Source organism: Caulobacter sp. DMC95, assembly GCF_056313785.1.
Window position 1 is genome coordinate 36,291 of the sequence record NZ_JBQUZP010000010.1, and the last position, 24,688, is coordinate 60,978.

Genomic DNA, 24,688 nt, shown 5'->3' on the forward strand with positions numbered 1-24,688 from the left:
CGATGGACAAAGGCCCGGCGGCGCCGGATCGTGGCCCCGGGGCAATCAGGGGAACACCGAGCCATGTTCAGGAAGACCGGTCTCGCGATCAGCGCGAGCCTGCTAACGCTCGCGATAGCGCAAGGCGCGCTCGCCGCCGAGATTTCGGCCGGCAAGCTCAAGAGCCTGAAGGCAGAGGCCGTCGCCGGCGTCGAAGGCCGCGCCAAGCTGGCCCAGGTGATGAACGACAAGATCTTCTCGTTCGGGGAGCTCGGCTTCCAGGAGGTCGAGACCTCGGCCTACATCACCAAGGTGCTGGAGGAGAACGGCTTCACCATCCAGCGTGGCGTGTCGGGCATCCCGACCGCATGGACGGCGACCTGGACGCACGGTCAGGGCGGTCCGACCATCGCGCTGGGCAGCGACATCGACTGCATCCCGAAGGCCTCGCAGAAGCCCGGCGTGCCGTGGCACGATCCGATCATTCCCGGCGCGCCGGGACACGGCGAGGGTCACAACTCCGGTCAGGCCGTGAACGTCGTCGCCGCCTTGGCGGTCAAGGACCTTATGATCAAGCAGAACATCCCCGGGACCCTGGTGCTGTGGCCGGGCGTCGCCGAGGAGCTGGTGGCCAGCAAGGCCTACATGGTCCGCGACGGCGTGTTCAAAGGCGTCGACGCTACGATCTTCACCCATGTGGGCGCCAATCTACAGACCACGTGGGGGCAGCCGTCGGGCACCGGTTTGGTTTCGGTCAAGTACAGCTTCCACGGCGAGTCCGCTCACTCGGCCGGCGCGCCCTGGCGGGGGCGCAGCGCGCTGGACGCCGTCGAGCTGATGAACATCGGCTGGAACATGCGCCGCGAGCACCTGAAGCCTGAGCAGCGTTCTCACTACGTGATCAGCGACGGCGGCGACCAGCCCAACGTCGTGCCGTCCGAGGCGACGGTCTGGTACTATTTCCGTGAGCAGACCTTCGACGCCATCAAGAAGAACTGGGTGATCGCCGATAAGATCGCCAAGGCCGCCGCCGACATGACCGACACCAAGGTCGACTCCGCCATCGTGGGAACGGCCGCGCCGCGCCACTTCAACCGCCCGATGGCCGAAGCCGCGCAGAAGAACATCGAGCTGGTCGGCCTGCCCAAATGGACCGACGACGAGCAGGCCTTCGCCAAGGCCGTACAGAAGAACGTCGGCTCGACCAAGCAGGAGGGCCTGGACGTCAAGCTGAAGGGCCTGAAGCCGCCGGAGGAAAAACCCGAGAGCGGCGGGTCGGACGACATCGGCGACATCTCTTGGATCATGCCGACGATCACGATCAACTATCCGTCGAACATCCCCGACCTGCCGGGCCACCACTGGGCCAACGCCATCTCGATGGCGACGCCGATCGCCCACAAGGGCGTGGTGGCCGGCTCCAAGGTGGTGGCGATGACCGCGCTGGACCTGCTGGCCCAGCCCAAGCTGCTGGCGGACTCCAAGGCCTATTTCACCAACGTCCAGACCAAGGACCAGAAGTACGTGCCGATGCTCTCGGCCGCCGACAAGCCGCAGGTCCAGATGAACGCCAACATCATGGCGACGTACCGGCCCGAGATGACGAAGTACTACTACGACCCCGACAAGTACGGGACGTATCTGGAGCAGCTGGGGATCGCCTGGCCGGTCAAGACGCTGACGCCGCCGGCGGGGGCGAAGTAGGCGGAGACGACTCAATCCCAAAAACGCGTGTCATCCCGGCCGAACCCCGGCGAAAGCCGGGGGTAGAGCCGGGACCCAGGGACGGCGCGCACGGCGCTTCGTCACCCCTGGGTCCCGGATAGCCTCTGCGAGGCTTCCGGGATGACACCCTTTATCGTGTGAGGCTCTCGCTCAGCCCTTCAGCCGCCGGCTGCCGGGATCCTCGATCGGGATCGCAGCCAGCTCCGGCGGCAGGGCGTCGGCCGGATAGGCCGGGACTTCTAGGCTGGCCAGGGCGATCAGCGGCACGCCGACATCGGCCTTGCCGCCCGAGCGGTCGACGATGCAGGCGGCCGCCACGACGTCGCCGCCGGCGTCCTTGATCGCCTGGATGCACTCGCGCGACGACAGGCCGGTGGTGACGATGTCCTCGACCATCACGACCTTCTGGCCCGGCTCCAGGTGGAAGCCGCGCCGGAACTTGAAGCCGCCCCCCTCGCGCTCGACATAGATCGACGGCACGTTCAGGTGCCGCGCGGTCTCATAGCCCGGAATGATGCCGCCGACGGCGGGCGAGACCGCCACGTCGACCTGGCCGACCGTGGCGATGATCTTCTCCGCCAGGGCCTTGCAGAGGCGCTCGCAACGCTCGGGGCGCATGAACACCAGGTTTTTCTGCAGAAATACCGGGCTATGCAAGCCGCTGGACAGCACGAAGTGGCCTTCGCGCAGGGCCCCTGCGGCGCGGAATTCGTCGAGGACGTCATCGTTGGTCATGAGCGCTGCCTATAGGCCCAAGCGCCCGAGTCTTCAAATCCCGGTTGCCTGGACATCGCGTTTCGGGCTCTACCGCCTGCCATGACCCAAGATCCCCAACGCCCTCGCGTCGGCTGCGGCGCGGCTATCCTGGATGCTCAAGGCCGGATCCTGCTGGTCAAGCGGGTCAAGAACCCCGAAGCCGACCATTGGGGCGTGCCCGGCGGCAAGCTGGACTGGGGCGAGGCGGCGCGGACCTGCGCCGAGCGTGAAATCCATGAAGAGCTGGGCGTCCGGATCACCGCCGGGCGCGTGCTGGCGGTCACCGACATGGTCGCCGACGACTATCACTGGGTGGCGATCACCTACGCCGCCAAAGGCTTCGAGGGCGAGCCGGTCATTCAGGAAGCCCACGCCCTGCACGAATGGGGCTGGTTCGCGCTCGACGCCCTGCCCTCGCCGCTGACGGCGGCGACGCGGGATGCGGTGGCGGCGTTGGGGGCGGGCTAGGCCCTTGCGCCGGGAACGGTAGAAATGAACTTCCGCTAAGGGTCGAAAGCCGTCTCCAGCCTCCCGCCAGAAACCGGACACGCCCGAAGACATAAAGCCGCCCAAACGAAAGAGGCCCCGGATCGCTCCGGAGCCTCTGGTCTCAGCTCTCGCTGAAAATCTTAGTCTTCGGCGTCAGCCGTGAAGACCGGACCCGAGTCCTTGCCCTTTTCCGAGACGTCGCGGTCGACGAACTCGATGACGGCCATCGGGGCGTTGTCGCCGTAGCGGAAGCCGGCCTTCAGGACGCGGATGTAGCCGCCCTGACGGTCCTTGTAGCGCGGGCCGAGGACGGCGAAGAGCTTGCCGACCTGTTCGACGTCGCGAACCGAGCTGATGGCCTGACGACGGGCGTGCAGGTCGCCGCGCTTAGCCAGGGTGACCAGCTTTTCGACGATCGGGCGCAGTTCCTTGGCCTTGGGCAGGGTGGTGACGATCTGCTCGTGCTTGATCAGCGAGGCCGACATGTTGGCGAACATGGCGGTGCGGTGAGCCGAGGTGCGGCCGAGTTTACGGTGAGCCTTACCGTGACGCATTTTGTATCTCCAGGGCGATCAGCCCGAACGGCGCAAAACCAGTGAGCGCCTGATTGCCACCAATCCTGGTCTTTCCCGACCGGGTCAGAGCGAAGCGCCGGGGCCCTCCACCGCAGGTGCGGCTTCACAAGGCCCAGGCCGCATCCCGAAAGACGCGGCCCGGATTAAGCGCGTTAGGCTTGGAAGTCTTAGATTTGGTCTTCGAACTTCTTGGCCAGGTCTTCGATGTTCTCCGGCGGCCAGTTCGGCACGTCCATGCCGAGGTGCAGACCCATGCCGGCGAGCACTTCCTTGATCTCGTTCAGCGACTTGCGGCCGAAGTTCGGGGTGCGGAGCATCTCGGCTTCGGTCTTCTGGATCAGGTCGCCGATGTAGACGATGTTGTCGTTCTTCAGGCAGTTGGCCGAACGGACCGACAGCTCCAGCTCGTCGACCTTCTTCAGCAGGGCCGGGTTGAACGGCAGTTCCGGCTTGGACTCGTCGGCCGACTTGGCCTTCGGTTCCTCGAAGGTGATGAAGATCTGCAGTTGGTCCTGCAGGATCCGGGCGGCGTAGGCCACGGCGTCCACCGGGGTGACGGCGCCGTTGGTTTCCACTTCCAGGATCAGCTTGTCATAGTCCAGCGACTGGCCTTGACGGGTCGGCTCGACGCGGTAGGCGACGCGCTTGACCGGCGAGTAGAGCGCGTCGACGGCGATGAGGCCGATCGGCGCGTCTTCCGGACGGTTGCGGTCGGCCGGTACATAGCCCTTGCCGTTGTTGACCGTGAACTCCATGCGCACCGAAGCGCCGTCGTCCAGCGTGCAGAGCACGTGGTCGGGGTTCAGGATTTCGATGTCGGCCGGGGTTTCGATCTGACCAGCGGTCACCGGGCCGGGGCCCGTGGCGCGCAGGGTCATGCGCTTCGGGCCTTCGGCGTGCATGCGCACGGCCAGTTGCTTGATGTTCAGAACGATGTCGACGACGTCTTCGCGGACGCCTTCGAGCGAGGAGAATTCGTGCACGACACCGTCGATTTGGATGGCGGTGACGGCGGCGCCTTGCAGCGACGAGAGGAGAACGCGACGCAGAGCGTTGCCGAGCGTCACGCCGAAGCCGCGTTCCAGCGGTTCGGCGACGATACGGGCCTTGCGGGTAGCATCGGCGCCGGTTTCGATTTGCGGCTTCTCAGGACGGATCAGCTCGTTCCAGTTTCTTTCGATCACGTGGTCGGGTCCCTTGAACGCGGCTCGCCGGCCGCGGTTTACGCAGCCGGCGAAGGAAGATTGTGGTCTAAAAAGTACTAGACGCGACGACGCTTGGGCGGACGGCAGCCGTTGTGCGGGATCGGCGTGACGTCGCGGATGGTCGTGATGGTCATGCCCGCGGCTTGCAGCGCGCGCAGAGCCGATTCACGGCCGGAACCCGGACCCGAAACGTTGACTTCCAGCGTCTTCACGCCGTGCTCGGCAGCCTTCTTGCCCGCGTCTTCGGCGGCCATCTGCGCGGCGTACGGGGTCGACTTGCGCGAACCCTTGAAGCCCATCATGCCGGCCGAGGACCACGAGATCGTGTTGCCCTGGGCGTCGGTGATGGTGATCATGGTGTTGTTGAACGAGGCGTTCACGTGCGCCACGCCCGAGGTGATGTTCTTGCGTTCGCGACGTTTAACGCGAGCCGGTTCCTTGGCCATCGGTCAGGCTACCTTACTTCTTCTTGCCGGCGATCGGCTTGGCCGGACCCTTGCGGGTGCGGGCGTTCGTGTGGGTGCGCTGACCGCGGACCGGCAGGCCCTTACGGTGACGCAGGCCGCGATAGCAGGCCAGGTCCATCAGACGCTTGATGTTCATCGAGTTCTCGCGACGCAGGTCGCCCTCGACGGTGTAGTCACGGTCGATCGTCTCGCGGATCTGCAGGACTTCGGCGTCGGTCAGTTGATTGACACGACGGGCGTCCTCGATGCCCACCTTGGTGATGATCTCACGAGCCGACTTTTGGCCGATGCCGTGAATGTACTGAAGCGCGATCAGAACGCGCTTGTTCGTCGGGATGTTGACGCCTGCGATACGGGCCACGTCTAATGTTCTCCTAGTCACGCACTAAAGACGCGAACGGCGCGCCCGGCCGGATCGAGATCCAAACCGGCGCGCACGGATCGCGCCCTTTCGCGGAAGCGCCCCGTTATAGGGATCGTTTCGCTTCCGTCAACAACTGAATCCACAGAAAAGCCTGCGAATTCGGGGTTCAATCAGGCGACCACGCCCGCGTGACCAAAGTCACGCTCTCCTGGAGGGTGGAGCCCTTTTATCGCTACGGGATCGTTATCCTGCAGCGACGGGCTCCAGAGCGTTGTCGATAGACGCGGCGACCGTTTCGACGGTCCCCATGCCATCCAGCTCCGTCAGCTTGCCCTGCCCTTCGTAGTAGGGCAGCAGCGGCGCGGTCTGAGCATTGTACGCGGCCAGGCGAGTCACGAAGACTTCCGGATTGTCGTCAGGCCGTCCCTGTTCTTCGAACCGCTTCTTGATCCGTTCGATCAGGGCTGGCTCGTCTACCTTGAGTCGGAGAACGACGTCGATCTTTTGACCACGGGCGGCGAGCATTTTATCCAGGGCCTCGGCCTGAGCGACCGTGCGCGGGAAACCGTCAAAGATCGCGCCACCAGCCGCTTCGGCCTCAGGCAGACGGTCTTCGATCAAAGCGATGACGATCTCGTCGGTGACCAGCTCGCCGCGATCCAGCACACCCTTGACGCGCTGCCCCAACTCAGAGCCCGAGGCGATGGCCGCGCGCAGCATGTCGCCGGTCGAGAGCTGGACCATGCCGCGCTCCGTGACCAGGCGTTTGGCCTGGGTCCCCTTCCCCGCCGCCGGCGGGCCGAACAGGATCAGATTCATAAATGCCCCTTCGCGCGTCACCGAGTCTGCGCCCGGCTGTCTCCCGGAGCAGACCTAGAGCCCCGGCAATAAAAACGGAAGCCGGTTTTGTGACAAACCGGCTTCCGACGCTCGCAATAAAGTTAAAGCCTGGCTTAGCGGTTGCGACCGCCGCGCAGCTTCGACTTCTTGATCAGGCCCTCGTACTGGTGAGCCAGCAGGTGCGACTGGATCTGCGCCACCGTGTCCATCGTGACCGTGACGACGATCAGGATCGAGGTGCCGCCCAGCGCGAACTGGGTCGACTTCATCGCCATCATGGCCAGCTCCGGCGCCACGCAGACGGCGGTGATGTAGGCCGCGCCGATCACGGTCAGGCGGGTCAGGACGTAGTCCAGATATTCGGCGGTGCGCTTGCCCGGACGGATGCCCGGCAGGAAGCCGCCGTACTTGCGCAGGTTCTCCGCCGTTTCGTCCGGGTTGAACACCACAGAGGTGTAGAAGAACGAGAAGAAGATGATCAGCAGCGCGTAGAGCACCAGGAACGCCGGCTGCCCATGCTGGAGCGAGCCCACCATGGAAGGCAACCAGGAGGCCCACGCCGGCAGGTTGGCGGTCTGCACCAGCTGCAGGGCGGTCGTCGGCAGCAGCAGCAGCGACGAGGCGAAGATCGGCGGGATCACGCCCGCGGTGTTGATCTTCAGCGGCATGAACGAGCTTTCGCCGCCGATCATGCGATTGCCCTGCTGACGCTTGGGATAGTGAACCAGCAGACGACGCTGCGAGCGCTCGATGAAGACGATGGCCAGGATGGCGGCGATGCCGCCGACGACCACTAGGAACAACGGCATGTAGTTGTTGTTCGACTGGGCCTGGGTAAGCATCTGCATCAGCTTGATCGGCAGAGCGGCGACGATGCCCGCGAAAATGATCAGCGAAACGCCGTTGCCGACGCCCCGGCTGGTGATCTGCTCACCCAGCCACATAAGGAACATCGTGCCGCCCGTCAGGGCCACGATTGTCGAGGCGATGAAGAAGGTTTGGCCCACGCCGTCGGCCACGACGCCCGGCTGAGCGGCGATGCCCATAGCGATCGAAGCCGACTGAACGATGGCCAGAATGACCGCCAGGTAGCGGGTGTACTGGTTCAGGGTCTTGCGACCCGCCTCCCCGCCTTCCTTCTTCAGCTTCTCCCACGGCGGATACACCGTGCCCATCAGCTGCACGATGATCGAGGCGCTGATGTAGGGCATGACGTTCAGCGAGAAGATCGCCATACGCTCGACGGCGCCGCCCGAGAACATGTCGAACATGCCCAGGAGGCCCTTGCTGTTCTGGCTGAACAGCGACGCGAACGCGGCCGGATCGATGCCGGGGATCGGAACGTAGGTGCCAAGGCGGTAGACGATCAGGGCGATGATCGTGAACCAGATACGCTTGTGAAGTTCGCTCGCCTTCTGGAACGAGCTGAAATTCATATTGGCTGCGAGTTGTTCGGCGGCCGAGGCCATTCAGATCCCCACGACTCAAGAACGCGATCGCCGAAGCAGATACCGCTTCGGCGGCGATCGCGCTCTGAAATAAGGTTTCCGGGATCAGGCTGATCCCAGGAGAGCGCCACAAATAGGTGAGGCCCGCCGCGATGTCACGGCGAGCCTCGAAATTCTGTCATCCCGGTCGGAAACGCGGTCCCGAAAGCGCCAGGCGCTCAACGGGATGACATATGCCTTTAGGCTTCGGCTTGCGCCTTGGCCTTCTTGGTCACGGTGACCGAACCACCAGCGGCTTCGACAGCCTTGATGGCGGCTTCGGTGGCCGAATAGACGGTCAGCTTCAGAGCGGTCTTGATCTCGCCCTTGCCCAGCAGCTTCACGCCGTCGAGTTCACGACGGATGACGCCAGCGGCGACCAACTCGGCGGCGCCCACTTCAGCGCCCTTCTTGATCTTGCCGGCGGCGACGGCTTGCTCCAGGCGCCACAGGTTCACTTCAGCGAACTCAAGGCGGAAGGGGTTGTTGAAGCCGCGCTTCGGCATACGCATGTGCAGCGGCATTTGACCGCCTTCGAAGCCGTTGATAGCGACGCCCGAGCGCGCCTTCTGGCCCTTCACACCGCGACCGGCGGTCTTGCCCTTGCCTGAACCCGGGCCGCGGCCAACGCGCATGCGGCCCTTGGTCGAGCCTTCGCGGGGAGCCAGTTCGTTCAGCTTGGTCATATGTGCCTCTCCTTGGAGATCTGCGCCCAGCCAGGCGGCTGGACTCGGCTTGTGAAAACAGAGCGCGCTTAAAACCCTAAAACGCGAGAAAACTCAATGGGGCGAATGCGCGATTTCAAACGAAAACCACCCCGGATCGCTCCGGGGTGGCGTATTCGCATCGTGTAGAAGGACTACTCGACGATTTCCAGCAGGTGCTGGACCTTGCGGATCATGCCGCGGGTCGAGGGGTTGTCCTGCAGGGTCGAGACACGACCCACGCGGTTCAGACCCAGACCCACGAGCGTCGCGCGCTGGTCCTTTTCCCGACGGATCGGGCTGCCGGTTTGGCGAACCGTAACGGTCTTAGCTTCAGCCATGACTTAGCCCTCGATGGCTTCCGGCGCCGAAGCGCCGTCGGCGCGGCGGCCGAGGATGTCGCCAACCTTCTTGCCGCGCTTGGCGGCGATCTGGCGGGGCGACGATTGCACCTTCAGGGCCTCGAACGTGGCGCGAACCATGTTGTACGGGTTCGAGGAACCCGTCGACTTGGCCACGACGTCCTGGACGCCCAGGGTTTCGAGAACCGCGCGCATCGGACCGCCGGCGATGACGCCGGTGCCGGGAGGCGCCGCGCGCATCATCACCTTGCCAGCGCCCCAACGGCCAGCGCCGTCGTGGTGCAGGGTGCGGGACTCGCGCAGCGGTACGCGGATCATCGTCTTCTTGGCTTCTTCGGTCGCCTTGCGGATGGCTTCCGGCACTTCACGCGCCTTGCCATGACCGAAGCCGACGCGGCCCTTTTGGTCGCCAACGACCATCAGAGCAGCGAAGCTGAAGCGACGACCACCCTTCACGGTGGCGGCGACGCGGTTGATGTGGACGAGCTTTTCGACGATGTCGCTGTCGACCCGCTCTTCGGGGGCGTTGCGGTCGCGACGGTCACGGCGTTGACCGCCTTCACCGCGCTGTTGTTCACCACGAGCCATTTTCGTTCCCTTAGAAGTTCAGGCCGGCTTCGCGCGCGGCGTCGGCCAGGGCTTTCACCCGGCCGTGGAAGATGTAGCTGCCACGATCGAAAACGACGTCCTTGACGCCCTTTTCAATGGCGCGCTCGGCGACGAGCTTGCCCACAGCGGCGGCGGCATCCTTGTCCGCGCCCTTGCCTTCGGCTTCCAGAGTGGAGGCCGACGCCAGGGTCACGCCGCGAGCATCATCGATGATCTGGGCGTAGATGTTCTTCGACGAACGGAAGACCGACAGACGCGGACGACCGTTGGCGAGGCTCTTGAGGCGGGTGCGAACGCGCTGAGCGCGCTTGGCCGCCGATTCACGAGGAGAGAGCGCCATGGCTTACTTCTTCTTGCCTTCCTTGCGGCGAACCTTCTCGCCAGCATAACGCACGCCCTTGCCCTTGTAGGGTTCCGGCGGACGAATGCGGCGGATCTTCGCGGCAATCTCACCAACCGCCTGCTTGTCGATGCCGGCGATCTTGATTTCGGTTTGCTTCGGCACCGCGAAGGTGACGCCGGCCGGAGCCTCAACGTCCACGTCGTGGCTGAAACCGAGTTGGAGGCTGAGGGCGGTGCCCTTCATGGCCGCGCGGTAACCAACGCCGACCAGTTCGAGGTTTTCCTCGAACCCGGCGGTGACACCGTGCACCATGTTGGCCACCAGCGTGCGGGACAGACCCCACATGCCCTTGGCGCGCTTCGTGTCGACGCGCGGAGCCAGCAGGAGCTCAGCGCCCTCTTGCTTGACTTCGACTTCGTCGGCGATCGTCCACGAGAGTTGACCCTTGGGGCCCTTCACCGTGACCGTCTGACCCGCGAGCGTGACTTGCACGCCCGAGGGGATTGCGACGGCTTTCTTACCGATACGTGACATGCTCTTTCCCTCCCGCGCCTAGTAGACGCGGCAGAGGACTTCGCCGCCGACGTTAGCGTCGCGTGCAGCGGTGTCCGACATGACGCCCTTCGGCGTCGACAGGATCGAGATGCCCAGGCCGTTCTTGATCGGCTTCAGGTCCTTGATCGAGGAGTAGACGCGACGACCAGGCTTGGACACGCGGCTGATCTCGGCGATCACGGGCTCACCGTCGAAGTACTTGAGCTCGATCTCGAATTCGGGGAACGCGCCGGGCTTCTCGACCAGCGAGTAGCCGCGGATGTAGCCTTCGTCGGCCAGCACGTCCAGGACGCGGGCGCGCAGCTTGGAAGCCGGCGTCGAGACCTTGGACCGCTTGCGTTGGGCGGCGTTCTTGATGCGAGCGATCATGTCGCTCAGGGGATCGTTCATCGACATCTGATCGTCCTCACCAGCTCGACTTGACGAGGCCGGGGATCTGGCCTTGCGAACCCAGTTCGCGGAGGGCCACACGGCTCATCTTGAGCTTACGGTAATAGGCGCGCGGACGGCCGGTGACTTCGCAGCGATTGCGGATGCGGATCGCGGCGCTGTTACGCGGCAGCTTGGCGAGCTTGAGGCGAGCCTCGAAGCGTTCCTCGAGCGGCAGGGTCTCGTCGTTGGCGATCGCCTTCAGCGCGGCGCGCTTTTCGGCGAACTTCTTGACGAGAGCCTTGACGGCTTCGTTGCGGTTGACGGCGCTTTTCTTGGCCATGGTTTCTTTCCCTTCCCGCTCTTAGTTCACGAACGGGAACTGGAATTCCTTCAGGAGAGCCTTGGCTTCCTGGTCGGACTTCGCAGTGGTGCAGACGATGATGTCCATGCCCCAGATCTGTTCGATCTGGTCATAGTTGATTTCCGGGAACACCAGGTGCTCCTTCAGGCCCATGGCGTAGTTGCCACGGCCGTCGAAGCTCTTGCCGTTCAGACCACGGAAGTCCTTCACGCGCGGCAGCGCGATCGTGACCAGGCGGTCGAGGAATTCGTACATCCGGTCCTTGCGCAGGGTGACCTTGGCGCCGACCACCATGCCTTCGCGCAGCTTGAAGCCGGCGATCGACTTGCGGGCGCGGGTCGCGACGGGCTTTTGGCCGGCGATCGCTTGCAGATCCTTCAGCGCGGTCTGGGCCTTCTTGGAGTCGGCCACGGCCTCGCCGATACCCATGTTCAGGACGATCTTGTCCAGCTTGGGGATCTGCATCTCGTTGGTATAGCCGAACTGCTCCTTCATCGCCGCGCGGATGCGCTCGCGATAAACGGTCTTCAGCCGGGGCTCGTAAGCTTGATCAGCCATTGATCACCTCGCCGGTCGTCTTGGCGACGCGCACCTTCTTGTCGCCTTCGATCTTGAAACCGACGCGGGTGGGCTTGCCGTTGGAGTCCACGATGGCGACGTTCGAGACGTGCAGCGCGGCTTCCTTGTTCTTGATGCCGCCTTGCGGATCGGCTTGGGTCGGCTTGGTGTGACGCGAAACCATGTTCACGCCTTCCACGACGACCCGGTTGTCCTTCGGCAGGACTTGCAGGACCGAGCCTTGCTTGCCCTTGTCCTTGCCGGCCAGAACGACGACGCGGTCGCCCTTCTTGATCTTAGCGGCCATTACAGCACCTCCGGAGCGAGGGAGATGATCTTCATGTGGTTCTTGGCGCGCAGTTCACGGGGAACCGGGCCAAAGATCCGCGTGCCGACCGGCTCGCTCTGCTTGTTCACGATCACCGCGGCGTTCTTATCGAAGCGGATGACCGAGCCATCCTTGCGCTTCAGATTTTGATTCACCCGAACGACGACGGCGCGAAGCACGTCACCCTTCTTCACGCGACCGCGCGGAATGGCTTCCTTGACGGAGACGACGATGACGTCGCCCACGCTGGCGTAGCGACGGCCAGCGCCGCCCAACACCTTGATGCACATGACCCGGCGAGCGCCAGAGTTGTCGGCGACTTCCAGGTTAGTTTGCATCTGGATCATGGTCTAAACCTTCCAGATTAAGCCGAAGCCTTGGGAAGCACTTCCCAGGTCTTCAGCTTGGACTTCGGAGCGCACTCGATGATGCGGATCGCTTCACCGGCCTTGTACGCGTTGGCTTCGTCGTGCGCGTGGTACTTTTTGGACTGACGCACGATCTTCTTCAGAACCGGGTGGACGATGGTCCGTTCGACCTTCACCACCACGGTCTTGTCGCCCTTATCGGAGACGACGACCCCTTCGAGGATACGCTTGGGCATATCGTTCTCCTTAAGCCGCGGCCTTGGCGCGCAGCACGGTCTTGATCCGCGCGATATCCTTGCGGATCTCGTTGACGCGGTGGGTCTTCTCGACCTGGCCCGTGGCGGCCTGGAAGCGCAGGTTGAACTGCTCCTTCTTCAGGCTGATCAGGGTGTCGGCCAGCTGGTCGGGGGTCATGCCCCGGATTTCAGCGATCTTCATGAGCCTCAGGCCTCCTGAGCCACGCCCGCATCGATGCGGGTGACAACACGGGTGCGGATCGGCAGCTTGGCGGCGCCAAGGCGGAGCGCTTCACGCGCGATATCGTCCGGCACGCCGTCGATTTCGAACATGATGCGGCCAGGAGCCACGCGAGCGGCCCAGTAATCCACGGCGCCCTTACCCTTACCCATCCGGACTTCCGCCGGCTTGCCGGTGACCGGCACGTCCGGGAAGATACGGATCCAGACGCGGCCTTGACGCTTCATCTGGCGGGTGATGGCGCGACGGGCGGCTTCGATTTGACGGGCCGTGATGCGCTCGGGTTCAACAGCCTTGAGGCCGTAAGAACCGAAGTTCAGCAGGGTGCCGCCCTTCGAAGTGCCGTGGATGCGGCCCTTGAACTGCTTGCGGAATTTGGTCTTCTTCGGAGACAGCATGGCGATCTAATCCTTAGGCGCGATCGCGACGGTCACGACGGTCGCCCCGGTCGGGACGATCACCACGCTCACGTCCGCCACCTTCACCGGCCGGGCCGGATTCGGTCGCCAGACGCTTGTCGAGCGCCATCGGATCATGCTCGAGCACCTCGCCCTTGAAGATCCAGGTCTTCACGCCGATGATGCCGTAGGTGGTCTTGGCTTCGGCGAAACCGAAGTCGATGTCGGCGCGCAGGGTGTGCAGCGGCACGCGACCTTCGCGGTACCACTCCATGCGAGCGATTTCAGCGCCGCCCAGACGACCCGAAACGTTGATCCGGATGCCCTTGGCGCCGAGGCGCACGGCCGACTGGATCGAGCGCTTCATGGCGCGACGGAACGCGATACGGCGCTCCAGCTGCTGAGCGATGGACTCGGCGACCAGCTGAGCGTCGGTTTCCGGCTTGCGGATCTCGACGATGTTCAGGTGGACTTCGCCCTCGGTCATCACCGACAGGTCCTTGCGGAGCTTGTCGATGTCAGCGCCCTTCTTGCCGATGATGACGCCCGGACGGGCGGCATAGATCGTCACGCGGCACTTCTTGTGCGGACGCTCGATGATGATGCGCGAGACACCAGCTTGGTACAGGCGCTTCTTCAGAGCGGCGCGGACCGCGAGGTCTTGGTGCAGCAGCTTGCCGTACTGGTTGCCGTCGGCGAACCAACGGCTGTCCCAGGTGCGGTTGATGCCGAGCCGCAGCCCGACCGGATTGACTTTCTGACCCATTAGGCGGCCTCACCCAGTTCGCGGACCACGATCGTGATCTCGGAGAACGGCTTCTCAACGCGCGTCGCGCGACCGCGAGCGCGGGGCGAGAAACGCTTCATGATCAGGTTCTTGCCCACATAGGCCTCGGCGACGACCAGCGAGTCGATGTCGAGGTTGTGGTTGTTCTCGGCGTTCGAGATCGCCGAGTACAGCGCCTTGCGGACGTCCTGAGCGATGCGCTTGTGGCTGAATTCGAGCTCGTTGAGAGCGCGCTGGACGTTCAGGCCACGAATGGACTGAGCGACCAGGTTCAGCTTGCGCGGGCTGGTGCGCAGGGTGCGCACCTTGCACATCGCTTCGGCGGCCGGCAGGCGGCGTTCTTGCTTCTGCTTGGCCATGATTACTTCCTCTTGGCCTTCTTGTCGGCGGCGTGACCCGGGAAGTTCCGGGTCGGCGCGAATTCGCCGAACTTCATGCCGACCATGTCTTCCGACACGAGCACGGGGACGTGCTTGTGGCCGTTGTGCACGCCGAAGGTCAGGCCGACGAATTGCGGCATGATGGTCGAGCGGCGCGACCAGGTCTTGATGACGTCCTTGCGGCCCGACGACAGAGCGGCATCGGCCTTCTTCAGGAGGTACCCGTCGACAAACGGGCCTTTCCAGACGGAGCGGGTCATGGCTTAGCGGCCCTTCTTCGCTTTGTGGCGCGAGCGGATGATGAACTTATCCGTGGCCTTGTTGACGCGGGTCTTGGCGCCCTTGGTCGGCTTACCAGCCGGGGTCACCGGGTGGCGACCGCCCGAGGTCCGGCCTTCACCACCACCGTGGGGGTGGTCGACCGGGTTCATGGCGACACCGCGGACGTGCGGGCGACGGCCCATGTGACGAGAACGACCGGCCTTGCCGAGGTTCTGGTTCATGTGGTCGGGGTTCGAAACGGCGCCGACGGTGGCCATGCACGTATCGAGCACCATGCGCAGCTCGCCCGAGTTCAGGCGGATCTGGGCGTAGCCGGCGTCACGACCGACCAGCTGGGCGTAGGCACCAGCCGAGCGAGCGATCTGACCACCCTTGGCGGGCTTCAGCTCGATGTTGTGGATGATCGTGCCGATCGGCAGCGTGCGCAGCGGCGAGGCGTTGCCCGGCTTCACGTCGACCTTGTCAGCCGTGACGACTTCGTCGCCGGCCTTCAGGCGTTGCGGGGCCAGGATGTAGGCCAGTTCGCCATCAGCCTGATACTTGATCAGGGCGATGAAGGCGGTGCGGTTGGGGTCGTACTCGAGACGAACGACCGTAGCCACGCCTTGCTTGCGACGCTTGAAGTCGACCAGACGGTAAAGGCGCTTGGCGCCGCCGCCGCGGAAACGGACCGCGATACGGCCATTGCCGCCGCGACCGCCCGACTTGGTCAGGCCTTCAACGAGCTTCTTCTCGGGGCGACCCTTGTGAAGTTCGCTGCGATCGATCAGCACCAGGCCGCGCTGGCCGGGGCTGGTCGGGTTAAATTGCTTCAAGGCCATGTCTTAGAGCCCCGTCGTGATGTCGATCGACTGGCCTTCGGCCAGGGTCACGATCGCTTTTTTGACGTCGTTGCGACGACCCACGATACCGCGGAAGCGCTTGGTCTTGCCCTTGGTCACGATGGTGTTGACCTTGGTCACCTTGACCTTGAACAGCTCTTCGACGGCGGCGGCGATTTCGTCCTTGGTCGCGTCGTTGGCCACCTTGAAGACAACCTTGTTCTGCTCGCTGAGCAGGGTCGTCTTTTCGGTGATCACCGGCGACAGGATCGTGTCGTAGTGGCGAGCGGTGGCGGCCATTAGGCGGCTTCCTTCTCAGCGAAACGGGCCGAGATCGCTTCGACCGCGTCCTTGGTCAGGACGAGGGTCTGGCGACGCAGCACGTCGTAGACGTTCAGGCCGGCGTTCGGCAGGACATCCACGTTCGGGATGTTGCGGGCGGCGAGCTTGAAGTTCGCGTCCACTTCCGGACCGGCGATGACCAGGGCGTTCTTCAGACCGATCTTGTCGAAGTTGGCGCGCAGGGCGGCCGTCTTCGCTTCGGTCAGAACGGCGCTGTCCAGGACGACCAGCGAGCCCGACTTGGCCTTCGACGACAGAGCGTGCTTCAGGGCCAGGGCGCGGATCTTCTTGGGCAGGTCGAAGGCGTGGCTGCGGACCACGGGACCGTGGGCCTTGGCGCCGCCGACGAACTGAGCCGCACGACGCGAGCCGTGACGAGCGCCGCCGGTGCCCTTCTGCTTGTACATCTTCTTGCTCGTACGAGAGACCTCGTTACGAACTTGAATCTTGTGGTTACCCGAGCGGCGCTTGGCCAGCTGCCAGGTCACGACGCGCTGCAGGATGTCGCCGCGGATGTCGTCGATGCCGAAGATGGCGTCGTCGAGATCAACGGAACCGGCCTTGCCGCCGTCCAGTTTGATGACGTCGAGTTTCATTAGCCTTCGCCCTCTTCGGTCGCAGCCGCGGGGGCCTCTTCAGCGGGGGTCTCAGCGGCGGCCGGAGCAGCTTCGCCAGCCTTGCGGAAGGCGCCCGGACGCGGAGCGTCGGCGGGGAGAGCCTTCTTCACGGCGTCACGAACCTTCACGTAGCTGCCTTCGTGGCCCGGGACGGCGCCCTTGACCAGGATCAGACCGCGCTCGACGTCCACCTTCCAAACGGTGACGTTCAGCGTGGTGACGGTTTCTTGACCCAGGTGACCAGCCATCTTCTTGCCCGGGAACGTACGACCCGGATCCTGGCGGTTACCGGTCGAACCGTGCGAGCGGTGCGAGACCGAAACACCGTGGGTGGCGCGGAGACCACCGAAGTTCCAGCGCTTCATGGCGCCGGCGAAACCCTTACCGACGGTCACGCCTTGGATGTCGACCTTCTGGCCGGCGACGAAGTGGTCGGCCGTCAGTTCGGCGCCAACTTCGATCAGGGCGCTTTCCTCGACGCGGAATTCGGCGACGACGCGCTTCGGCTCAACGGCCGCCTTCGCGAAGTGACCACGCATGGCGTTGGAGGTGTTCTTGGCCTTCTTGGCGCCGGCGCCGAGCTGGAGGGCGGTGTAGCCGTCCTTCTCAACGGTGCGAACGCCCGTGACCTGGCAACCGTCGAGCGACAGGACGGTGACCGGCACGTGCTGACCAGCTTCGTCGAAGAAGCGGGTCATGCCGAGCTTCTTGGCGATGACGCCGGTGCGTTGGGTGGGGAGAGTCATGGATCGGCCCTCCTTACAGCTTGATTTCGACGTCAACGCCGGCCGACAGGTCGAGCTTCATCAGCGCGTCCACGGTCTGCGGAGTCGGGTCAACGATGTCGAGAACGCGCTTGTGCGTACGGATCTCGAACTGCTCGCGCGACTTCTTGTCGACGTGCGGCGAACGGTTGACAGTGAATTTCTCGATAAGCGTGGGCAGGGGGATGGGGCCCCGCACCGTCGCACCCGTACGCTTGGCCGTATTGACGATCTCGCGCGTGGAATGATCCAACACGCGGTGATCGAAGGCCTTGAGCCGGATGCGGATGTTCTGACGATCCATATCGCTCGGTTTCCTAGTGGGCTGCGCCCGCGTCTCGAACCATTTCAAAGACCAACCCGGAACCCAGGTGGGCCCCGTACGCAGCGTCCGCAAAACAAATGTCCCCAACAGTCGCCTGTCGGGGGTGATGACCAGATATTACACCACAAGGGCGCTATGTCCGGGCGTCTCGCGAACCGCGTTTGAGCCCTAGAGCTCACAGCCGGTCCAACAGAGGCGCGCTTGTACGTTCCAGAATCGGTTTCGTCAAGCGCTCTGTCCGGTTCGTCGCGACTTTGGGGACGCGAGTCGTCGGGCGGGTTCTGGATAGGCGCCGGCCGCGTTCCACGCAAGCCTCAAACGGCTGGATCGCGCAGTCTCGTGCTTCGCACTTGGACTTAGCGCCTTCAGGCGGCGCCAAGCTGTGGACCAAACAGGCCATCGCCCCAGGACGCACAGCATCCCGGGGCGATCGCTCTGTCATTTATGCATATGTAGCGTGAGCTATTGGCCGATGATCACGTCGCCCGAGCCGCCGACATGCTTTTTCACGGGACCGGTGGCCTTGGCGATCTTCACATCCCCAGAGCCCATGACGCTGACGTCGACGTCGCCGGCCTCGCCGTTGAAGGTCACGTCGCCGGAACCCATCACGCTGACGTCGACCGCGCGGCTGCGCCCACCAGCGACAGTGATGTTCCCCGAGCCAGCGATGTTGGCTTCAAGCTTTCCGTTGATACTGGCGACCCAGATGTCGCCCGAACCAGCGATGTTGGTCTCAAGGTCGCCGGCGATCGCCTGGGCGGAGACATCACCCGACCCCGCGATGCTGAACTCGGCCTCGGCGGCTGTGCCAGCCTTGGCTCCGCCAGAGCCAGCCTGAGCGACCTCCAGTTTGCCCTTGGTGTTAGCGATCGTCCAATCGCCGCAGCCGGCGTTGCCCAGCTCGACACTGTCCGAGCGACCGATATCACCGAAGACCGCGCCGCCGGCCTGGACCTTGACGTTCATAGGCGTACGGACGGCGACTTGCGGGAGATTATCGTAGGACACCTCCCCCACCCCGCGGACCTTAACCCAGACCTTACCGTCGCGGCTGTTGCAGCTATTGATGCGGTTCATCTTCAGATCGCCGTCGACGACCACCTGATCGCCGTCCTGGCGGACCGTGAGCGGGAGCGCGGCGTTCGTGGTCAGGAACTCGACCTTCACGTCAGGGCGGTTCTCCGGAATGATCACGACGCGCGCGACAGCGTCCTTGATCTTGACGGACGGAGCAGCAGCAGCGGCGCCAGCGGCGGTCGTGGCGATGGCCAGCACGGCCAGAGTGGTCAGAGCCCGCATCAGTGTCTCCCCAAGGATGCGTGTTGAAATTCGATGAGGAGAAGCTAGCGAGGGGCCGACAAGGTTTCGACTTAATTCGAGGTCATGACCCCGAAGTCATCTTCCGGGTCGACTAGTCGACCATCATGGCCAGGCCGACCAGGCCGAACCCAAGACCAAGGGCCGCGCCCAGCCTGGGATGGCGGCGGGCGATCGCGGTGAGGAAGCCCCCTCCCCCTCGAAGCTGCCCCACGAGGCCCGGCTCGCACGCAACGATCCGATCGAACCGCCGCGCCAACCGCGCCGCGCCCATCACGCGCAGAGGATGACCCCGAGGGCCGCGCCGCCGCTCTATCAAGCCCTCGAACACCGCCTCGACGGGGTCAGCGAAGTCGCGCTTGTAGTTGTCGGCGTCGACGCCGAAGTCGACGCGGGAGACCCCCGCGCTCGCCAGCGCCTCCAGCGTGTCGAGCGTCATAAGCGCGCCCGGCGAGTAACGGGCGAAGGCTGGATCGTAGATCGGGAACCACAGGTGGTAGCGGGTCCCGGAAAGCAGGCCTAGCTCGGCGGCAATCACCTTTCCGCCTGCCTCCAGTGTGGCGGTCCGAAGACCGAAGTCCTCAGCGCCGGCGTCCGCGAGCCGCTCCAGAAGCGAGACCGTCCAGCCGCAGGCGAACACGTCGTACTGATGGGTCCTGACAATCTGCGCACGCTTGCGTGCGACGATCATCGCAATGTCTTCGCGGGTGGCTCGTCGGAACGAGAAGCTCACCGGCCCGTGATCCCGTTCAAGCGCGCGCCGTCGCCGACGCTTGTCCTTCAGAAAGCGACCATCGCGGCCGGTGAGATACGCCTCGAAGCCGTGAGACAGATCCGCCGCCATAGCCCTGCGGGTCGCAAGCCTCGGAAGGTCGTCGGGACTCGCGCCGATCAGCCCCCCGAACCGTGCTCTGCGGACTCCCGGCAGATGCGGAAGCAGGCGAGAGACGGAAACGCCCGACGCGGCGATCAAGCCATGGAAGTCGCTGAGCGGCGCGGCCAAGGGCTGGAGCAGCGCGCCGCGGCTCTGGAAGGGCAAGAATCCTCGGACCGCATCGCCCTGCCGGACGACCGCCAGCTTGGCGCCTGGCGCGATCTGGGCGGCGATCTCGATGAAACGCAGGTCGAAGTACGGGCTAGCGAGAGCCGGATCCGCGGCGCGCAGGTCACGCCACGCCGCCCGCGCCTCAGGGTCTAGGCGCGCGGCGTCGACAATTTCGACCCTGATGTCGTCGGCCGGCACGGGTCCCTCCCTGGAGAGCGGGCATTTAGACCCATAGCATCCTAACAATCGCTTTAGTTGAGAGTCGCCTCGTGCCTGCGCAGCCGAACCGGCGCCGACTTGTAAGCCGGCGTGCCCGAGCGCAGGTCATGATCGTCCAGCGCAACAACGACATTGGTCTCCGGATAGTAGGCCGCGAGGCAGCCCGGCGGGATGTCCCTCGCCACGAGGGTGAAGCCGCGCGCAATCCGGGATAGGCCCTCGTCAAAGGCCGCATGAAGGTCGACCTTCGCCCCGGCCTGGAGACCAAGCCGCGCCATGTCGTCAGGGTTGGCGAAGACCACGTCGCGACGACCGAACACCCCGCGATACCGGTCGTCCTGTCCGTAGACGGTGGTGTTGTACTGATCATGACTGCGTAGGGTGGTCAGGAGCAGCACATCGGGATCGCCTCGCCGAGGGTCTCCGCCTTTGGGATCGAAGACCAGGAAGTTGGCCTTACCGCTGGCGGTTCGCCAAACCCGGTTCGACGGCCCGACCGGCAGCCGGAAGCCGCCCGGAACGCGGACCTTTTCGTTGTAGTCGTTGAAGGCCGACGGGAAGACGCGGGCGATCAGATCGCGGATGGCGTCGTAATCGTTCGCCAGCCCCGCCCAATCAATCAAGGGGTCGCGGCCAAAGACGGCTTCAGCCAGCGCGGCGACGATCGCCGGTTCGGACAGCAGGTGCTCGGACGCCGGCGCGTTGAGACCGCGCGAGGCGTGGACCATGGACATGGAATCCTCGACCGTCACCGCCTGACGGACCCCGCCGCGTACGTCCATCTCGGTGCGGCCCAGGCACGGCAGCAGCAAGGCCGCCTTGCCGACCAGAAGATGGGTGCGGTTCGGCTTGGTCGCGATATGCACCGCCATGTCGAGCTTGCGCATGGCTGCGAAGGTGCGGGTCGGATCGGGCGCGGCCACGGCGAAATTGCCGCCCAAGCCGACGAACACCTTGGCCCCGCCTTGCTCCATGGCGGCGATGGCCTCGACCACGGTGTGCCCGTGCTCACGCGGCGGTTCGAAGCCGAACACCTCACGGAGCGAGTCCAAGAGTGCGGCCGGCGGCTTTTCCCAAACCCCGACCGTCCGCGCGCCCTGCACGTTCGAATGGCCGCGCAACGGACAGATCCCCGCGCCCGGACGCCCGATATTCCCCTTCAGCAGCAGCAGATTGACCAGTTGCTGCACGGTCCCGGAGCTGTCGCGATGCTGTGTCAGACCCATGCCGTAACAGAGGATGGCGGCCTTGGCCTTGGCGTAGACAGCGGCGGCCTCCTCGATCCGGGCGCGCGACAGGCCGCTTCCGGTCTCGATGACCGCCCAGTCGAGAGCCTCAAGCTGCGCCGCCAACGCCGCAAAGCCCGTCGTGTGCTCCGCGATGAAGGCATGATCGAGGACGCCGCCGTCTCGGGCTTCCATGGCCAGCAGGGCCTTCATCATGCCCTGGACCAGCATCGCGTCGCCGCCGACCGTCACTTGATAATAGGCCGAGGCGATCGGTGTGGAGCCCAGGGTCGCCATCTCGACCGGATCCTGCGGCGAGGCGAACCGCTCCAGCGACCGCTCCTTCAGCGGATTGAAGGCCAGGATCGTCGCGCCCCGTCGGCTGGCCTCGCGCAGGGTCGCCATCATCCGCGGATGGTTGGTGCCGGGATTGTGGCCGAAACACAGGATCAGGTCGGCGTGGTCGAAATCCTCCAGGGTCACCGAGCCCTTGCCCAGGCCGATCGAGTCCGGCAGGCCCACGCTGGTGGGCTCGTGGCACATGTTGGAGCAGTCGGGAAAATTGTTGGTCCCGAACCGTCGGCCCAGCAGCTGGTAGAGGAACGCCGCCTCGTTTGACGCGCGGCCCGAGGCGTAGAACTCGGCCTGGTTGGGATCGACCAGAGCCTTCAGTGCTGCGCCGGCCTGCGAAAAAGCCTCGTCCCAGGAGATCGCCTTGTAGCGATCATCGGCCGGATCATAGGCCATCGGCTCGGTCAGGCGGCCCAGATCCTCGATCTGGTGGTCGCTCCAGGTCAGCAGCTCGCTGACCGTGTGGCGGCCAAAGACCTCGGGCGTGGCGCGTTTGGTCGTCGCCTCCCAGGCCACGGCCTTGGCGCCGTTTTCGCAGAACTCGAACGACGAGGTGTGTTTGGGATCGGGCCAGGCGCAGCCGGGACAGTCAAAGCCCTCGGGCTGGTTCGCCCTCAGCAGGGTCTTGCCGCCCTCGATCACCGTCTCCTGATCCGACAGCGCGCCGGCCACCGCCTTCAGCGCGCCCCAGCCGCCGGCGGGCGCATCGTAGGGCCGGACACCCGGGATCTTCTCGTCCGCCATCAGGCTGGCTCCATCATCCGGTCGATCAGGCGCTCGGCCCCCGCGAAAACGGCATGACCATCGGCGCGCGCCAACGCCACCAGGGTCAGGTTGGCCGCCTGGGCGCGATCGATCGCCAGAGCGGTCGGCGCCGACACCGCCACCAGGATCGGGCAGCCCAGGCGCACCGTCTTTTCGACCATCTCGAACGAGCAGCGGCTGGTCACCAACACAAAGCCACTCACGGGGTCACGCCCCTCGTACAGTATGGCGCCGGCCAGCTTGTCCAAGGCGTTGTGGCGGCCGACGTCCTCGCGCAGCAGGACGAGCTCGCCCGCCAGCGAGAAGAACGCCGCAGCGTGGGTGGCGCGGGTCAGGCGGCCAAGCGCCTGTTCGGTTTCCAGCTTGGCCAAAGCCCGTGGAACCGCGGCGTGCGCCAGAATCGCATCCGAAGCCGCCAGCACCGGCAGCGGGCGCACGGCGTCGGCGAGACGCTCCACCCCGCACAGACCGCAACTGGAGCGGCCCTCAAGATTGCGCGGCCGAGCCTTGCGCGGACCCGCGCCTGGGCGGAAGCGGACATCGACCAGGACGCCCTGCTCTTCGACCTGCAGATCGATCGAGGCGATGTCCTGAGCGGCGGCCACCGCTTCGGTGACGACAAAGCCGCGCGCCAGGTCCTCTAGAGCGTCCGGCGTGGCCATCAGCACTGTATGCGGGCGACCGTCGAACGACAGGCCGACGGCGGTCTCCTGCGGCGTGATCCGCTCAATGGGCTGAGCGGCCTGATCGGCGCGCCACTGCAGGGCGGAACGGGGATCGACGACGGAACGCGACATGACGGGAGCCTACTCCGACGGCGCAGAGCGGTACAGCGGCCGTGGGGACCGGGCGCAGGTTCTCCGCTTCACACGATCGCTCGCTGAAGGTGTTGGGGGAGGCGACGGAGCGGCCGGACGAACCCGGAGACCGGTCGAAACCGCTTCGAGACCACGCGGCCCCGCTCAACCTAGCCCCGCCGCCGTATTGGGCCGGATCCAAACGCCCTCCCCCGCGACAAGGATGGCTATGGGTATGGGTGTGGCTTTGAACGCGGATCATTCAGCGACGCGTAAAAGTGAGAAGGCGTTGATTTCGTTGGGATCGACGCCGCCAATTCCGAGCATCCACGTCCGCCAATCCCCTTAAAACCGGTTCCCTCTCCCAGAGGGAGAGGGTGGCCGCGGAGCGGTCGGGTGAGGGGTTACAAAGCCGCCGCCCTGCCGGCGCGCCGGCCAAAGCCCTACGCCCTCTCCCCCGGCCCTCTCCCGCTGGGAGAGGGTGGCGCGGCGCGTTTGCCTCTCCCACCATGAGGGGCCCTGCTTGAGTGCGAAATTACCGCGACCAGTCCCTAACGCTCCTGGGCGCCCTTGCCGGCGATAATCCGATCGCGAAACTTCTCGATCCGGGCCATCCGCGTCGCCGCCTGCTTGGCCTGGTTCAAGGCGAACAGATAGCTCCTCTGGCGTCCGGGCGTCAGCGCGTGGAACGCCTCGGCCAAGACAGGGTCGGCGTCCAGCGCTTCCACAAGTTCGTCAGGCATGTCGATCTCGCGCGTCACCGTGGGCGGCTTCGTCCCCGCCTCGGCGTGATCTGTCAGCTGGCGCAGGCAGGCGCGGATCGTGGGTGCAAGCGCCTCGACCTCCGCGACCCTCGTGAAGCGGATGACGCTTGGGGTCTGGCTGTTGGGGCCAGGGGTCTTCAGGACGCCCGCGCTGTCAACCAAGAGACCGGCGTTCAGAAAGCTGATCAGGAAGTCGCTACGGAACGCGCCCAGCAGCGCGATATTTCGGCCCACGTGCATGTAACAAGGGTGGGCCCACTTGGCCGTCTCTTTCAGCCCTGCATCCAGGCAGATCTGGCGCAGCGCGCTCAGGCCGTCGATCCAGGGACGGGTCGAGCAGTCAGGTGTCGCGAACCGGGCGCAGCGACCGCAGCCCTTGGTGAAGAAGTCGTCGGGGTCGATGATCATCGCCATGACCGCACTTTCGGCCCGTCGACGAAAAAGCAAAAGGCCCCGGAGATTGCTCTCCGGGGCCTTCGCATAGTCAGCCGAAGCTCAGAAGGTCGATTACTCGACGATCTTGGCGACGACGCCGGCGCCGACGGTGCGGCCGCCTTCACG

The 24,688-nt window shown here is 64.8% G+C and carries 35 protein-coding genes and 1 pseudogene; 2 read left to right on the forward strand and 34 right to left on the reverse strand.

The genetic code is table 11. The annotated features are described in order from the left end of the window. Positions 1 to 63: 63 nt before the first annotated feature. A complete protein-coding gene (locus ACT53N_RS18660) occupies positions 64 to 1,683 on the forward strand; it encodes an amidohydrolase (protein ID WP_476065288.1) in 1,620 nt (539 codons plus the stop codon). 171 nt (positions 1,684 to 1,854) lie between these two features. Here the strand turns inward: ACT53N_RS18660 and pyrE are convergent, their stop codons facing one another. Next, on the reverse strand, positions 1,855 to 2,439 hold the full coding sequence (gene pyrE, locus ACT53N_RS18665; protein WP_476065289.1) for an orotate phosphoribosyltransferase: 585 nt from the start codon (positions 2,437 to 2,439) through the stop codon (positions 1,855 to 1,857). An 81-nt stretch (positions 2,440 to 2,520) separates the two neighbouring features. On the opposite strand from pyrE, the gene ACT53N_RS18670 reads away from it, so the two are divergent. Then, entirely contained in the window at positions 2,521 to 2,928 is a 408-nt protein-coding gene (locus ACT53N_RS18670) for an NUDIX hydrolase (protein WP_476065290.1), read from the forward strand. Between the two features lie 161 nt (positions 2,929 to 3,089). On the opposite strand, the gene rplQ is transcribed toward ACT53N_RS18670, so the two are convergent. The 33 genes and pseudogenes from rplQ to ACT53N_RS18835 all read right to left on the reverse strand — a co-directional run bounded on the left by rplQ (position 3,090) and on the right by ACT53N_RS18835 (position 24,541). Then, positions 3,090 to 3,503, reverse strand: a complete 414-nt coding sequence (rplQ, locus tag ACT53N_RS18675) for a 50S ribosomal protein L17 (RefSeq protein WP_476065291.1) — start codon at positions 3,501 to 3,503, stop codon at positions 3,090 to 3,092. Positions 3,504 to 3,691: 188 nt separating this feature from the next. After that, on the reverse strand, positions 3,692 to 4,708 hold the full coding sequence (locus ACT53N_RS18680) for a DNA-directed RNA polymerase subunit alpha (protein WP_010919151.1): 1,017 nt from the start codon (positions 4,706 to 4,708) through the stop codon (positions 3,692 to 3,694). Between the two features lie 77 nt (positions 4,709 to 4,785). Next, complete coding sequence (rpsK, locus tag ACT53N_RS18685; RefSeq protein WP_010919150.1) at positions 4,786 to 5,175, reverse strand: 30S ribosomal protein S11; 390 nt, start codon at positions 5,173 to 5,175, stop codon at positions 4,786 to 4,788. A gap of 13 nt (positions 5,176 to 5,188) precedes the next feature. Continuing rightward, the gene (gene rpsM, locus ACT53N_RS18690; RefSeq protein ID WP_010919149.1) at positions 5,189 to 5,557 is read right to left on the reverse strand and encodes a 30S ribosomal protein S13; all 369 of its coding nucleotides are present in this window, start codon (positions 5,555 to 5,557) and stop codon (positions 5,189 to 5,191) included. Positions 5,558 to 5,803: 246 nt separating this feature from the next. Continuing rightward, positions 5,804 to 6,379, reverse strand: coding sequence for an adenylate kinase (locus tag ACT53N_RS18695; protein ID WP_476065292.1), 576 nt, complete (start codon positions 6,377 to 6,379; stop codon positions 5,804 to 5,806). 134 nt (positions 6,380 to 6,513) lie between these two features. After that, positions 6,514 to 7,869 (reverse strand): preprotein translocase subunit SecY, encoded by a 1,356-nt coding sequence (gene secY, locus ACT53N_RS18700; RefSeq protein WP_476065293.1) that lies wholly within the window; start codon positions 7,867 to 7,869, stop codon positions 6,514 to 6,516. A gap of 218 nt (positions 7,870 to 8,087) precedes the next feature. Then, a complete protein-coding gene (gene rplO / locus ACT53N_RS18705) occupies positions 8,088 to 8,573 on the reverse strand; it encodes a 50S ribosomal protein L15 (protein WP_476065294.1) in 486 nt (161 codons plus the stop codon). A gap of 173 nt (positions 8,574 to 8,746) precedes the next feature. Further along, complete coding sequence (gene rpmD, locus ACT53N_RS18710) at positions 8,747 to 8,932, reverse strand: 50S ribosomal protein L30 (RefSeq protein WP_010919145.1); 186 nt, start codon at positions 8,930 to 8,932, stop codon at positions 8,747 to 8,749. Between the two features lie 3 nt (positions 8,933 to 8,935). Further along, entirely contained in the window at positions 8,936 to 9,541 is a 606-nt protein-coding gene (gene rpsE / locus ACT53N_RS18715) for a 30S ribosomal protein S5 (protein ID WP_010919144.1), read from the reverse strand. A 10-nt stretch (positions 9,542 to 9,551) separates the two neighbouring features. Next, positions 9,552 to 9,902, reverse strand: coding sequence for a 50S ribosomal protein L18 (gene rplR / locus ACT53N_RS18720; protein ID WP_476065295.1), 351 nt, complete (start codon positions 9,900 to 9,902; stop codon positions 9,552 to 9,554). Between the two features lie 3 nt (positions 9,903 to 9,905). Further along, on the reverse strand, positions 9,906 to 10,439 hold the full coding sequence (rplF, locus tag ACT53N_RS18725) for a 50S ribosomal protein L6 (protein WP_101715817.1): 534 nt from the start codon (positions 10,437 to 10,439) through the stop codon (positions 9,906 to 9,908). 18 nt (positions 10,440 to 10,457) lie between these two features. Then, complete coding sequence (rpsH, locus tag ACT53N_RS18730) at positions 10,458 to 10,856, reverse strand: 30S ribosomal protein S8 (protein ID WP_010919141.1); 399 nt, start codon at positions 10,854 to 10,856, stop codon at positions 10,458 to 10,460. Positions 10,857 to 10,866: 10 nt separating this feature from the next. Next, the gene (gene rpsN, locus ACT53N_RS18735) at positions 10,867 to 11,172 is read right to left on the reverse strand and encodes a 30S ribosomal protein S14 (RefSeq protein ID WP_010919140.1); all 306 of its coding nucleotides are present in this window, start codon (positions 11,170 to 11,172) and stop codon (positions 10,867 to 10,869) included. A 21-nt stretch (positions 11,173 to 11,193) separates the two neighbouring features. Beyond that, positions 11,194 to 11,751 (reverse strand): 50S ribosomal protein L5, encoded by a 558-nt coding sequence (gene rplE, locus ACT53N_RS18740; RefSeq protein WP_099503308.1) that lies wholly within the window; start codon positions 11,749 to 11,751, stop codon positions 11,194 to 11,196. Next, the gene (gene rplX / locus ACT53N_RS18745; RefSeq protein WP_476065296.1) at positions 11,744 to 12,058 is read right to left on the reverse strand and encodes a 50S ribosomal protein L24; all 315 of its coding nucleotides are present in this window, start codon (positions 12,056 to 12,058) and stop codon (positions 11,744 to 11,746) included. The genes rplE and rplX overlap by 8 nt, the downstream gene beginning before the upstream one ends. After that, positions 12,058 to 12,426 (reverse strand): 50S ribosomal protein L14, encoded by a 369-nt coding sequence (gene rplN / locus ACT53N_RS18750; protein ID WP_010919137.1) that lies wholly within the window; start codon positions 12,424 to 12,426, stop codon positions 12,058 to 12,060. The genes rplX and rplN overlap by 1 nt, the downstream gene beginning before the upstream one ends. Positions 12,427 to 12,443: 17 nt before the next feature. Then, on the reverse strand, positions 12,444 to 12,683 hold the full coding sequence (rpsQ, locus tag ACT53N_RS18755) for a 30S ribosomal protein S17 (RefSeq protein WP_010919136.1): 240 nt from the start codon (positions 12,681 to 12,683) through the stop codon (positions 12,444 to 12,446). A 10-nt stretch (positions 12,684 to 12,693) separates the two neighbouring features. Further along, positions 12,694 to 12,885, reverse strand: a complete 192-nt coding sequence (gene rpmC / locus ACT53N_RS18760) for a 50S ribosomal protein L29 (protein WP_010919135.1) — start codon at positions 12,883 to 12,885, stop codon at positions 12,694 to 12,696. A 5-nt stretch (positions 12,886 to 12,890) separates the two neighbouring features. Continuing rightward, complete coding sequence (rplP, locus tag ACT53N_RS18765) at positions 12,891 to 13,322, reverse strand: 50S ribosomal protein L16 (protein WP_010919134.1); 432 nt, start codon at positions 13,320 to 13,322, stop codon at positions 12,891 to 12,893. Between the two features lie 13 nt (positions 13,323 to 13,335). Next, entirely contained in the window at positions 13,336 to 14,088 is a 753-nt protein-coding gene (gene rpsC, locus ACT53N_RS18770) for a 30S ribosomal protein S3 (RefSeq protein WP_096032933.1), read from the reverse strand. Beyond that, complete coding sequence (rplV, locus tag ACT53N_RS18775) at positions 14,088 to 14,468, reverse strand: 50S ribosomal protein L22 (protein ID WP_010919132.1); 381 nt, start codon at positions 14,466 to 14,468, stop codon at positions 14,088 to 14,090. Before rplV ends, rpsC begins: the two co-directional genes overlap by 1 nt. Before the next feature lie 2 nt (positions 14,469 to 14,470). Further along, a complete protein-coding gene (gene rpsS / locus ACT53N_RS18780) occupies positions 14,471 to 14,749 on the reverse strand; it encodes a 30S ribosomal protein S19 (RefSeq protein WP_010919131.1) in 279 nt (92 codons plus the stop codon). A 3-nt stretch (positions 14,750 to 14,752) separates the two neighbouring features. Further along, entirely contained in the window at positions 14,753 to 15,592 is an 840-nt protein-coding gene (gene rplB, locus ACT53N_RS18785; RefSeq protein ID WP_476065297.1) for a 50S ribosomal protein L2, read from the reverse strand. Between the two features lie 3 nt (positions 15,593 to 15,595). Continuing rightward, positions 15,596 to 15,892 (reverse strand): 50S ribosomal protein L23, encoded by a 297-nt coding sequence (locus tag ACT53N_RS18790; protein ID WP_010919129.1) that lies wholly within the window; start codon positions 15,890 to 15,892, stop codon positions 15,596 to 15,598. Beyond that, a complete protein-coding gene (rplD, locus tag ACT53N_RS18795; RefSeq protein ID WP_476065298.1) occupies positions 15,892 to 16,530 on the reverse strand; it encodes a 50S ribosomal protein L4 in 639 nt (212 codons plus the stop codon). Before rplD ends, ACT53N_RS18790 begins: the two co-directional genes overlap by 1 nt. Then, positions 16,530 to 17,297: a 50S ribosomal protein L3 gene (gene rplC / locus ACT53N_RS18800; protein WP_310210625.1), complete on the reverse strand. Its 768-nt coding sequence runs from the start codon at positions 17,295 to 17,297 to the stop codon at positions 16,530 to 16,532. The genes rplD and rplC overlap by 1 nt, the downstream gene beginning before the upstream one ends. 13 nt (positions 17,298 to 17,310) lie before the next feature. Next, entirely contained in the window at positions 17,311 to 17,619 is a 309-nt protein-coding gene (gene rpsJ, locus ACT53N_RS18805) for a 30S ribosomal protein S10 (protein ID WP_004616952.1), read from the reverse strand. 13 nt (positions 17,620 to 17,632) lie between these two features. Continuing rightward, a pseudogene (locus ACT53N_RS18810) lies at positions 17,633 to 17,819 on the reverse strand (hypothetical protein). Between the two features lie 283 nt (positions 17,820 to 18,102). Further along, complete coding sequence (locus ACT53N_RS18815) at positions 18,103 to 18,942, reverse strand: GIN domain-containing protein (protein WP_476065299.1); 840 nt, start codon at positions 18,940 to 18,942, stop codon at positions 18,103 to 18,105. A 112-nt stretch (positions 18,943 to 19,054) separates the two neighbouring features. Beyond that, positions 19,055 to 20,203: a GNAT family N-acetyltransferase gene (locus tag ACT53N_RS18820; protein WP_476065300.1), complete on the reverse strand. Its 1,149-nt coding sequence runs from the start codon at positions 20,201 to 20,203 to the stop codon at positions 19,055 to 19,057. A gap of 53 nt (positions 20,204 to 20,256) precedes the next feature. Then, positions 20,257 to 22,545: an FdhF/YdeP family oxidoreductase gene (locus ACT53N_RS18825; protein WP_476065301.1), complete on the reverse strand. Its 2,289-nt coding sequence runs from the start codon at positions 22,543 to 22,545 to the stop codon at positions 20,257 to 20,259. Next, positions 22,545 to 23,363, reverse strand: a complete 819-nt coding sequence (gene fdhD / locus ACT53N_RS18830; RefSeq protein ID WP_476065302.1) for a formate dehydrogenase accessory sulfurtransferase FdhD — start codon at positions 23,361 to 23,363, stop codon at positions 22,545 to 22,547. The genes ACT53N_RS18825 and fdhD overlap by 1 nt, the downstream gene beginning before the upstream one ends. A gap of 551 nt (positions 23,364 to 23,914) precedes the next feature. Further along, positions 23,915 to 24,541: a YdeI/OmpD-associated family protein gene (locus tag ACT53N_RS18835; RefSeq protein ID WP_476065303.1), complete on the reverse strand. Its 627-nt coding sequence runs from the start codon at positions 24,539 to 24,541 to the stop codon at positions 23,915 to 23,917. Positions 24,542 to 24,688: the final 147 nt, after the last annotated feature.

What these genes read in the sequence shown, in the direction of transcription:
- rplP (WP_010919134.1), bottom strand. Translation starts at nt 13,322, where the DNA reads ATGCTGTCTCCGAAGAAGACCAAATTCCGCAAGCAGTTCAAGGGCCGC.
- rplF (WP_101715817.1), bottom strand. Translation starts at nt 10,439, where the DNA reads ATGTCACGTATCGGTAAGAAAGCCGTCGCAATCCCCTCGGGCGTGCAA.
- ACT53N_RS18790 (WP_010919129.1), bottom strand. Translation starts at nt 15,892, where the DNA reads ATGGCCGCCACCGCTCGCCACTACGACACGATCCTGTCGCCGGTGATC.
- rplB (WP_476065297.1), bottom strand. Translation starts at nt 15,592, where the DNA reads ATGGCCTTGAAGCAATTTAACCCGACCAGCCCCGGCCAGCGCGGCCTG.
- ACT53N_RS18825 (WP_476065301.1), bottom strand. Translation starts at nt 22,545, where the DNA reads ATGGCGGACGAGAAGATCCCGGGTGTCCGGCCCTACGATGCGCCCGCC.
- rpmC (WP_010919135.1), bottom strand. Translation starts at nt 12,885, where the DNA reads ATGAAGATCGCTGAAATCCGGGGCATGACCCCCGACCAGCTGGCCGAC.
- rplN (WP_010919137.1), bottom strand. Translation starts at nt 12,426, where the DNA reads ATGATCCAGATGCAAACTAACCTGGAAGTCGCCGACAACTCTGGCGCT.
- rpsN (WP_010919140.1), bottom strand. Translation starts at nt 11,172, where the DNA reads ATGGCCAAGAAAAGCGCCGTCAACCGCAACGAAGCCGTCAAGGCTCTC.
- rplD (WP_476065298.1), bottom strand. Translation starts at nt 16,530, where the DNA reads ATGAAACTCGACGTCATCAAACTGGACGGCGGCAAGGCCGGTTCCGTT.
- pyrE (WP_476065289.1), bottom strand. Translation starts at nt 2,439, where the DNA reads ATGACCAACGATGACGTCCTCGACGAATTCCGCGCCGCAGGGGCCCTG.
- rplC (WP_310210625.1), bottom strand. Translation starts at nt 17,297, where the DNA reads ATGACTCTCCCCACCCAACGCACCGGCGTCATCGCCAAGAAGCTCGGC.
- fdhD (WP_476065302.1), bottom strand. Translation starts at nt 23,363, where the DNA reads ATGTCGCGTTCCGTCGTCGATCCCCGTTCCGCCCTGCAGTGGCGCGCC.
- rpsS (WP_010919131.1), bottom strand. Translation starts at nt 14,749, where the DNA reads ATGACCCGCTCCGTCTGGAAAGGCCCGTTTGTCGACGGGTACCTCCTG.
- ACT53N_RS18670 (WP_476065290.1), top strand. Translation starts at nt 2,521, where the DNA reads ATGACCCAAGATCCCCAACGCCCTCGCGTCGGCTGCGGCGCGGCTATC.
- ACT53N_RS18815 (WP_476065299.1), bottom strand. Translation starts at nt 18,942, where the DNA reads ATGCGGGCTCTGACCACTCTGGCCGTGCTGGCCATCGCCACGACCGCC.
- rplE (WP_099503308.1), bottom strand. Translation starts at nt 11,751, where the DNA reads ATGGCTGATCAAGCTTACGAGCCCCGGCTGAAGACCGTTTATCGCGAG.
- rplO (WP_476065294.1), bottom strand. Translation starts at nt 8,573, where the DNA reads ATGACCAAGCTGAACGAACTGGCTCCCCGCGAAGGCTCGACCAAGGGC.
- rplX (WP_476065296.1), bottom strand. Translation starts at nt 12,058, where the DNA reads ATGGCCGCTAAGATCAAGAAGGGCGACCGCGTCGTCGTTCTGGCCGGC.
- rpsE (WP_010919144.1), bottom strand. Translation starts at nt 9,541, where the DNA reads ATGGCTCGTGGTGAACAACAGCGCGGTGAAGGCGGTCAACGCCGTGAC.
- rpsQ (WP_010919136.1), bottom strand. Translation starts at nt 12,683, where the DNA reads ATGCCCAAGCGTATCCTCGAAGGGGTCGTCGTCTCCGATAAGGGCGAC.
- rplV (WP_010919132.1), bottom strand. Translation starts at nt 14,468, where the DNA reads ATGGCCAAGCAGAAGCAAGAACGCCGCCTGCCGGCCGCCGAAGCGATG.
- rplR (WP_476065295.1), bottom strand. Translation starts at nt 9,902, where the DNA reads ATGGCGCTCTCTCCTCGTGAATCGGCGGCCAAGCGCGCTCAGCGCGTT.
- rpsC (WP_096032933.1), bottom strand. Translation starts at nt 14,088, where the DNA reads ATGGGTCAGAAAGTCAATCCGGTCGGGCTGCGGCTCGGCATCAACCGC.
- ACT53N_RS18660 (WP_476065288.1), top strand. Translation starts at nt 64, where the DNA reads ATGTTCAGGAAGACCGGTCTCGCGATCAGCGCGAGCCTGCTAACGCTC.
- secY (WP_476065293.1), bottom strand. Translation starts at nt 7,869, where the DNA reads ATGGCCTCGGCCGCCGAACAACTCGCAGCCAATATGAATTTCAGCTCG.
- ACT53N_RS18835 (WP_476065303.1), bottom strand. Translation starts at nt 24,541, where the DNA reads ATGGCGATGATCATCGACCCCGACGACTTCTTCACCAAGGGCTGCGGT.
- rplQ (WP_476065291.1), bottom strand. Translation starts at nt 3,503, where the DNA reads ATGCGTCACGGTAAGGCTCACCGTAAACTCGGCCGCACCTCGGCTCAC.
- ACT53N_RS18695 (WP_476065292.1), bottom strand. Translation starts at nt 6,379, where the DNA reads ATGAATCTGATCCTGTTCGGCCCGCCGGCGGCGGGGAAGGGGACCCAG.
- rpsK (WP_010919150.1), bottom strand. Translation starts at nt 5,175, where the DNA reads ATGGCCAAGGAACCGGCTCGCGTTAAACGTCGCGAACGCAAGAACATC.
- rpmD (WP_010919145.1), bottom strand. Translation starts at nt 8,932, where the DNA reads ATGGCTGAAGCTAAGACCGTTACGGTTCGCCAAACCGGCAGCCCGATC.
- rpsH (WP_010919141.1), bottom strand. Translation starts at nt 10,856, where the DNA reads ATGTCGATGAACGATCCCCTGAGCGACATGATCGCTCGCATCAAGAAC.
- rpsJ (WP_004616952.1), bottom strand. Translation starts at nt 17,619, where the DNA reads ATGGATCGTCAGAACATCCGCATCCGGCTCAAGGCCTTCGATCACCGC.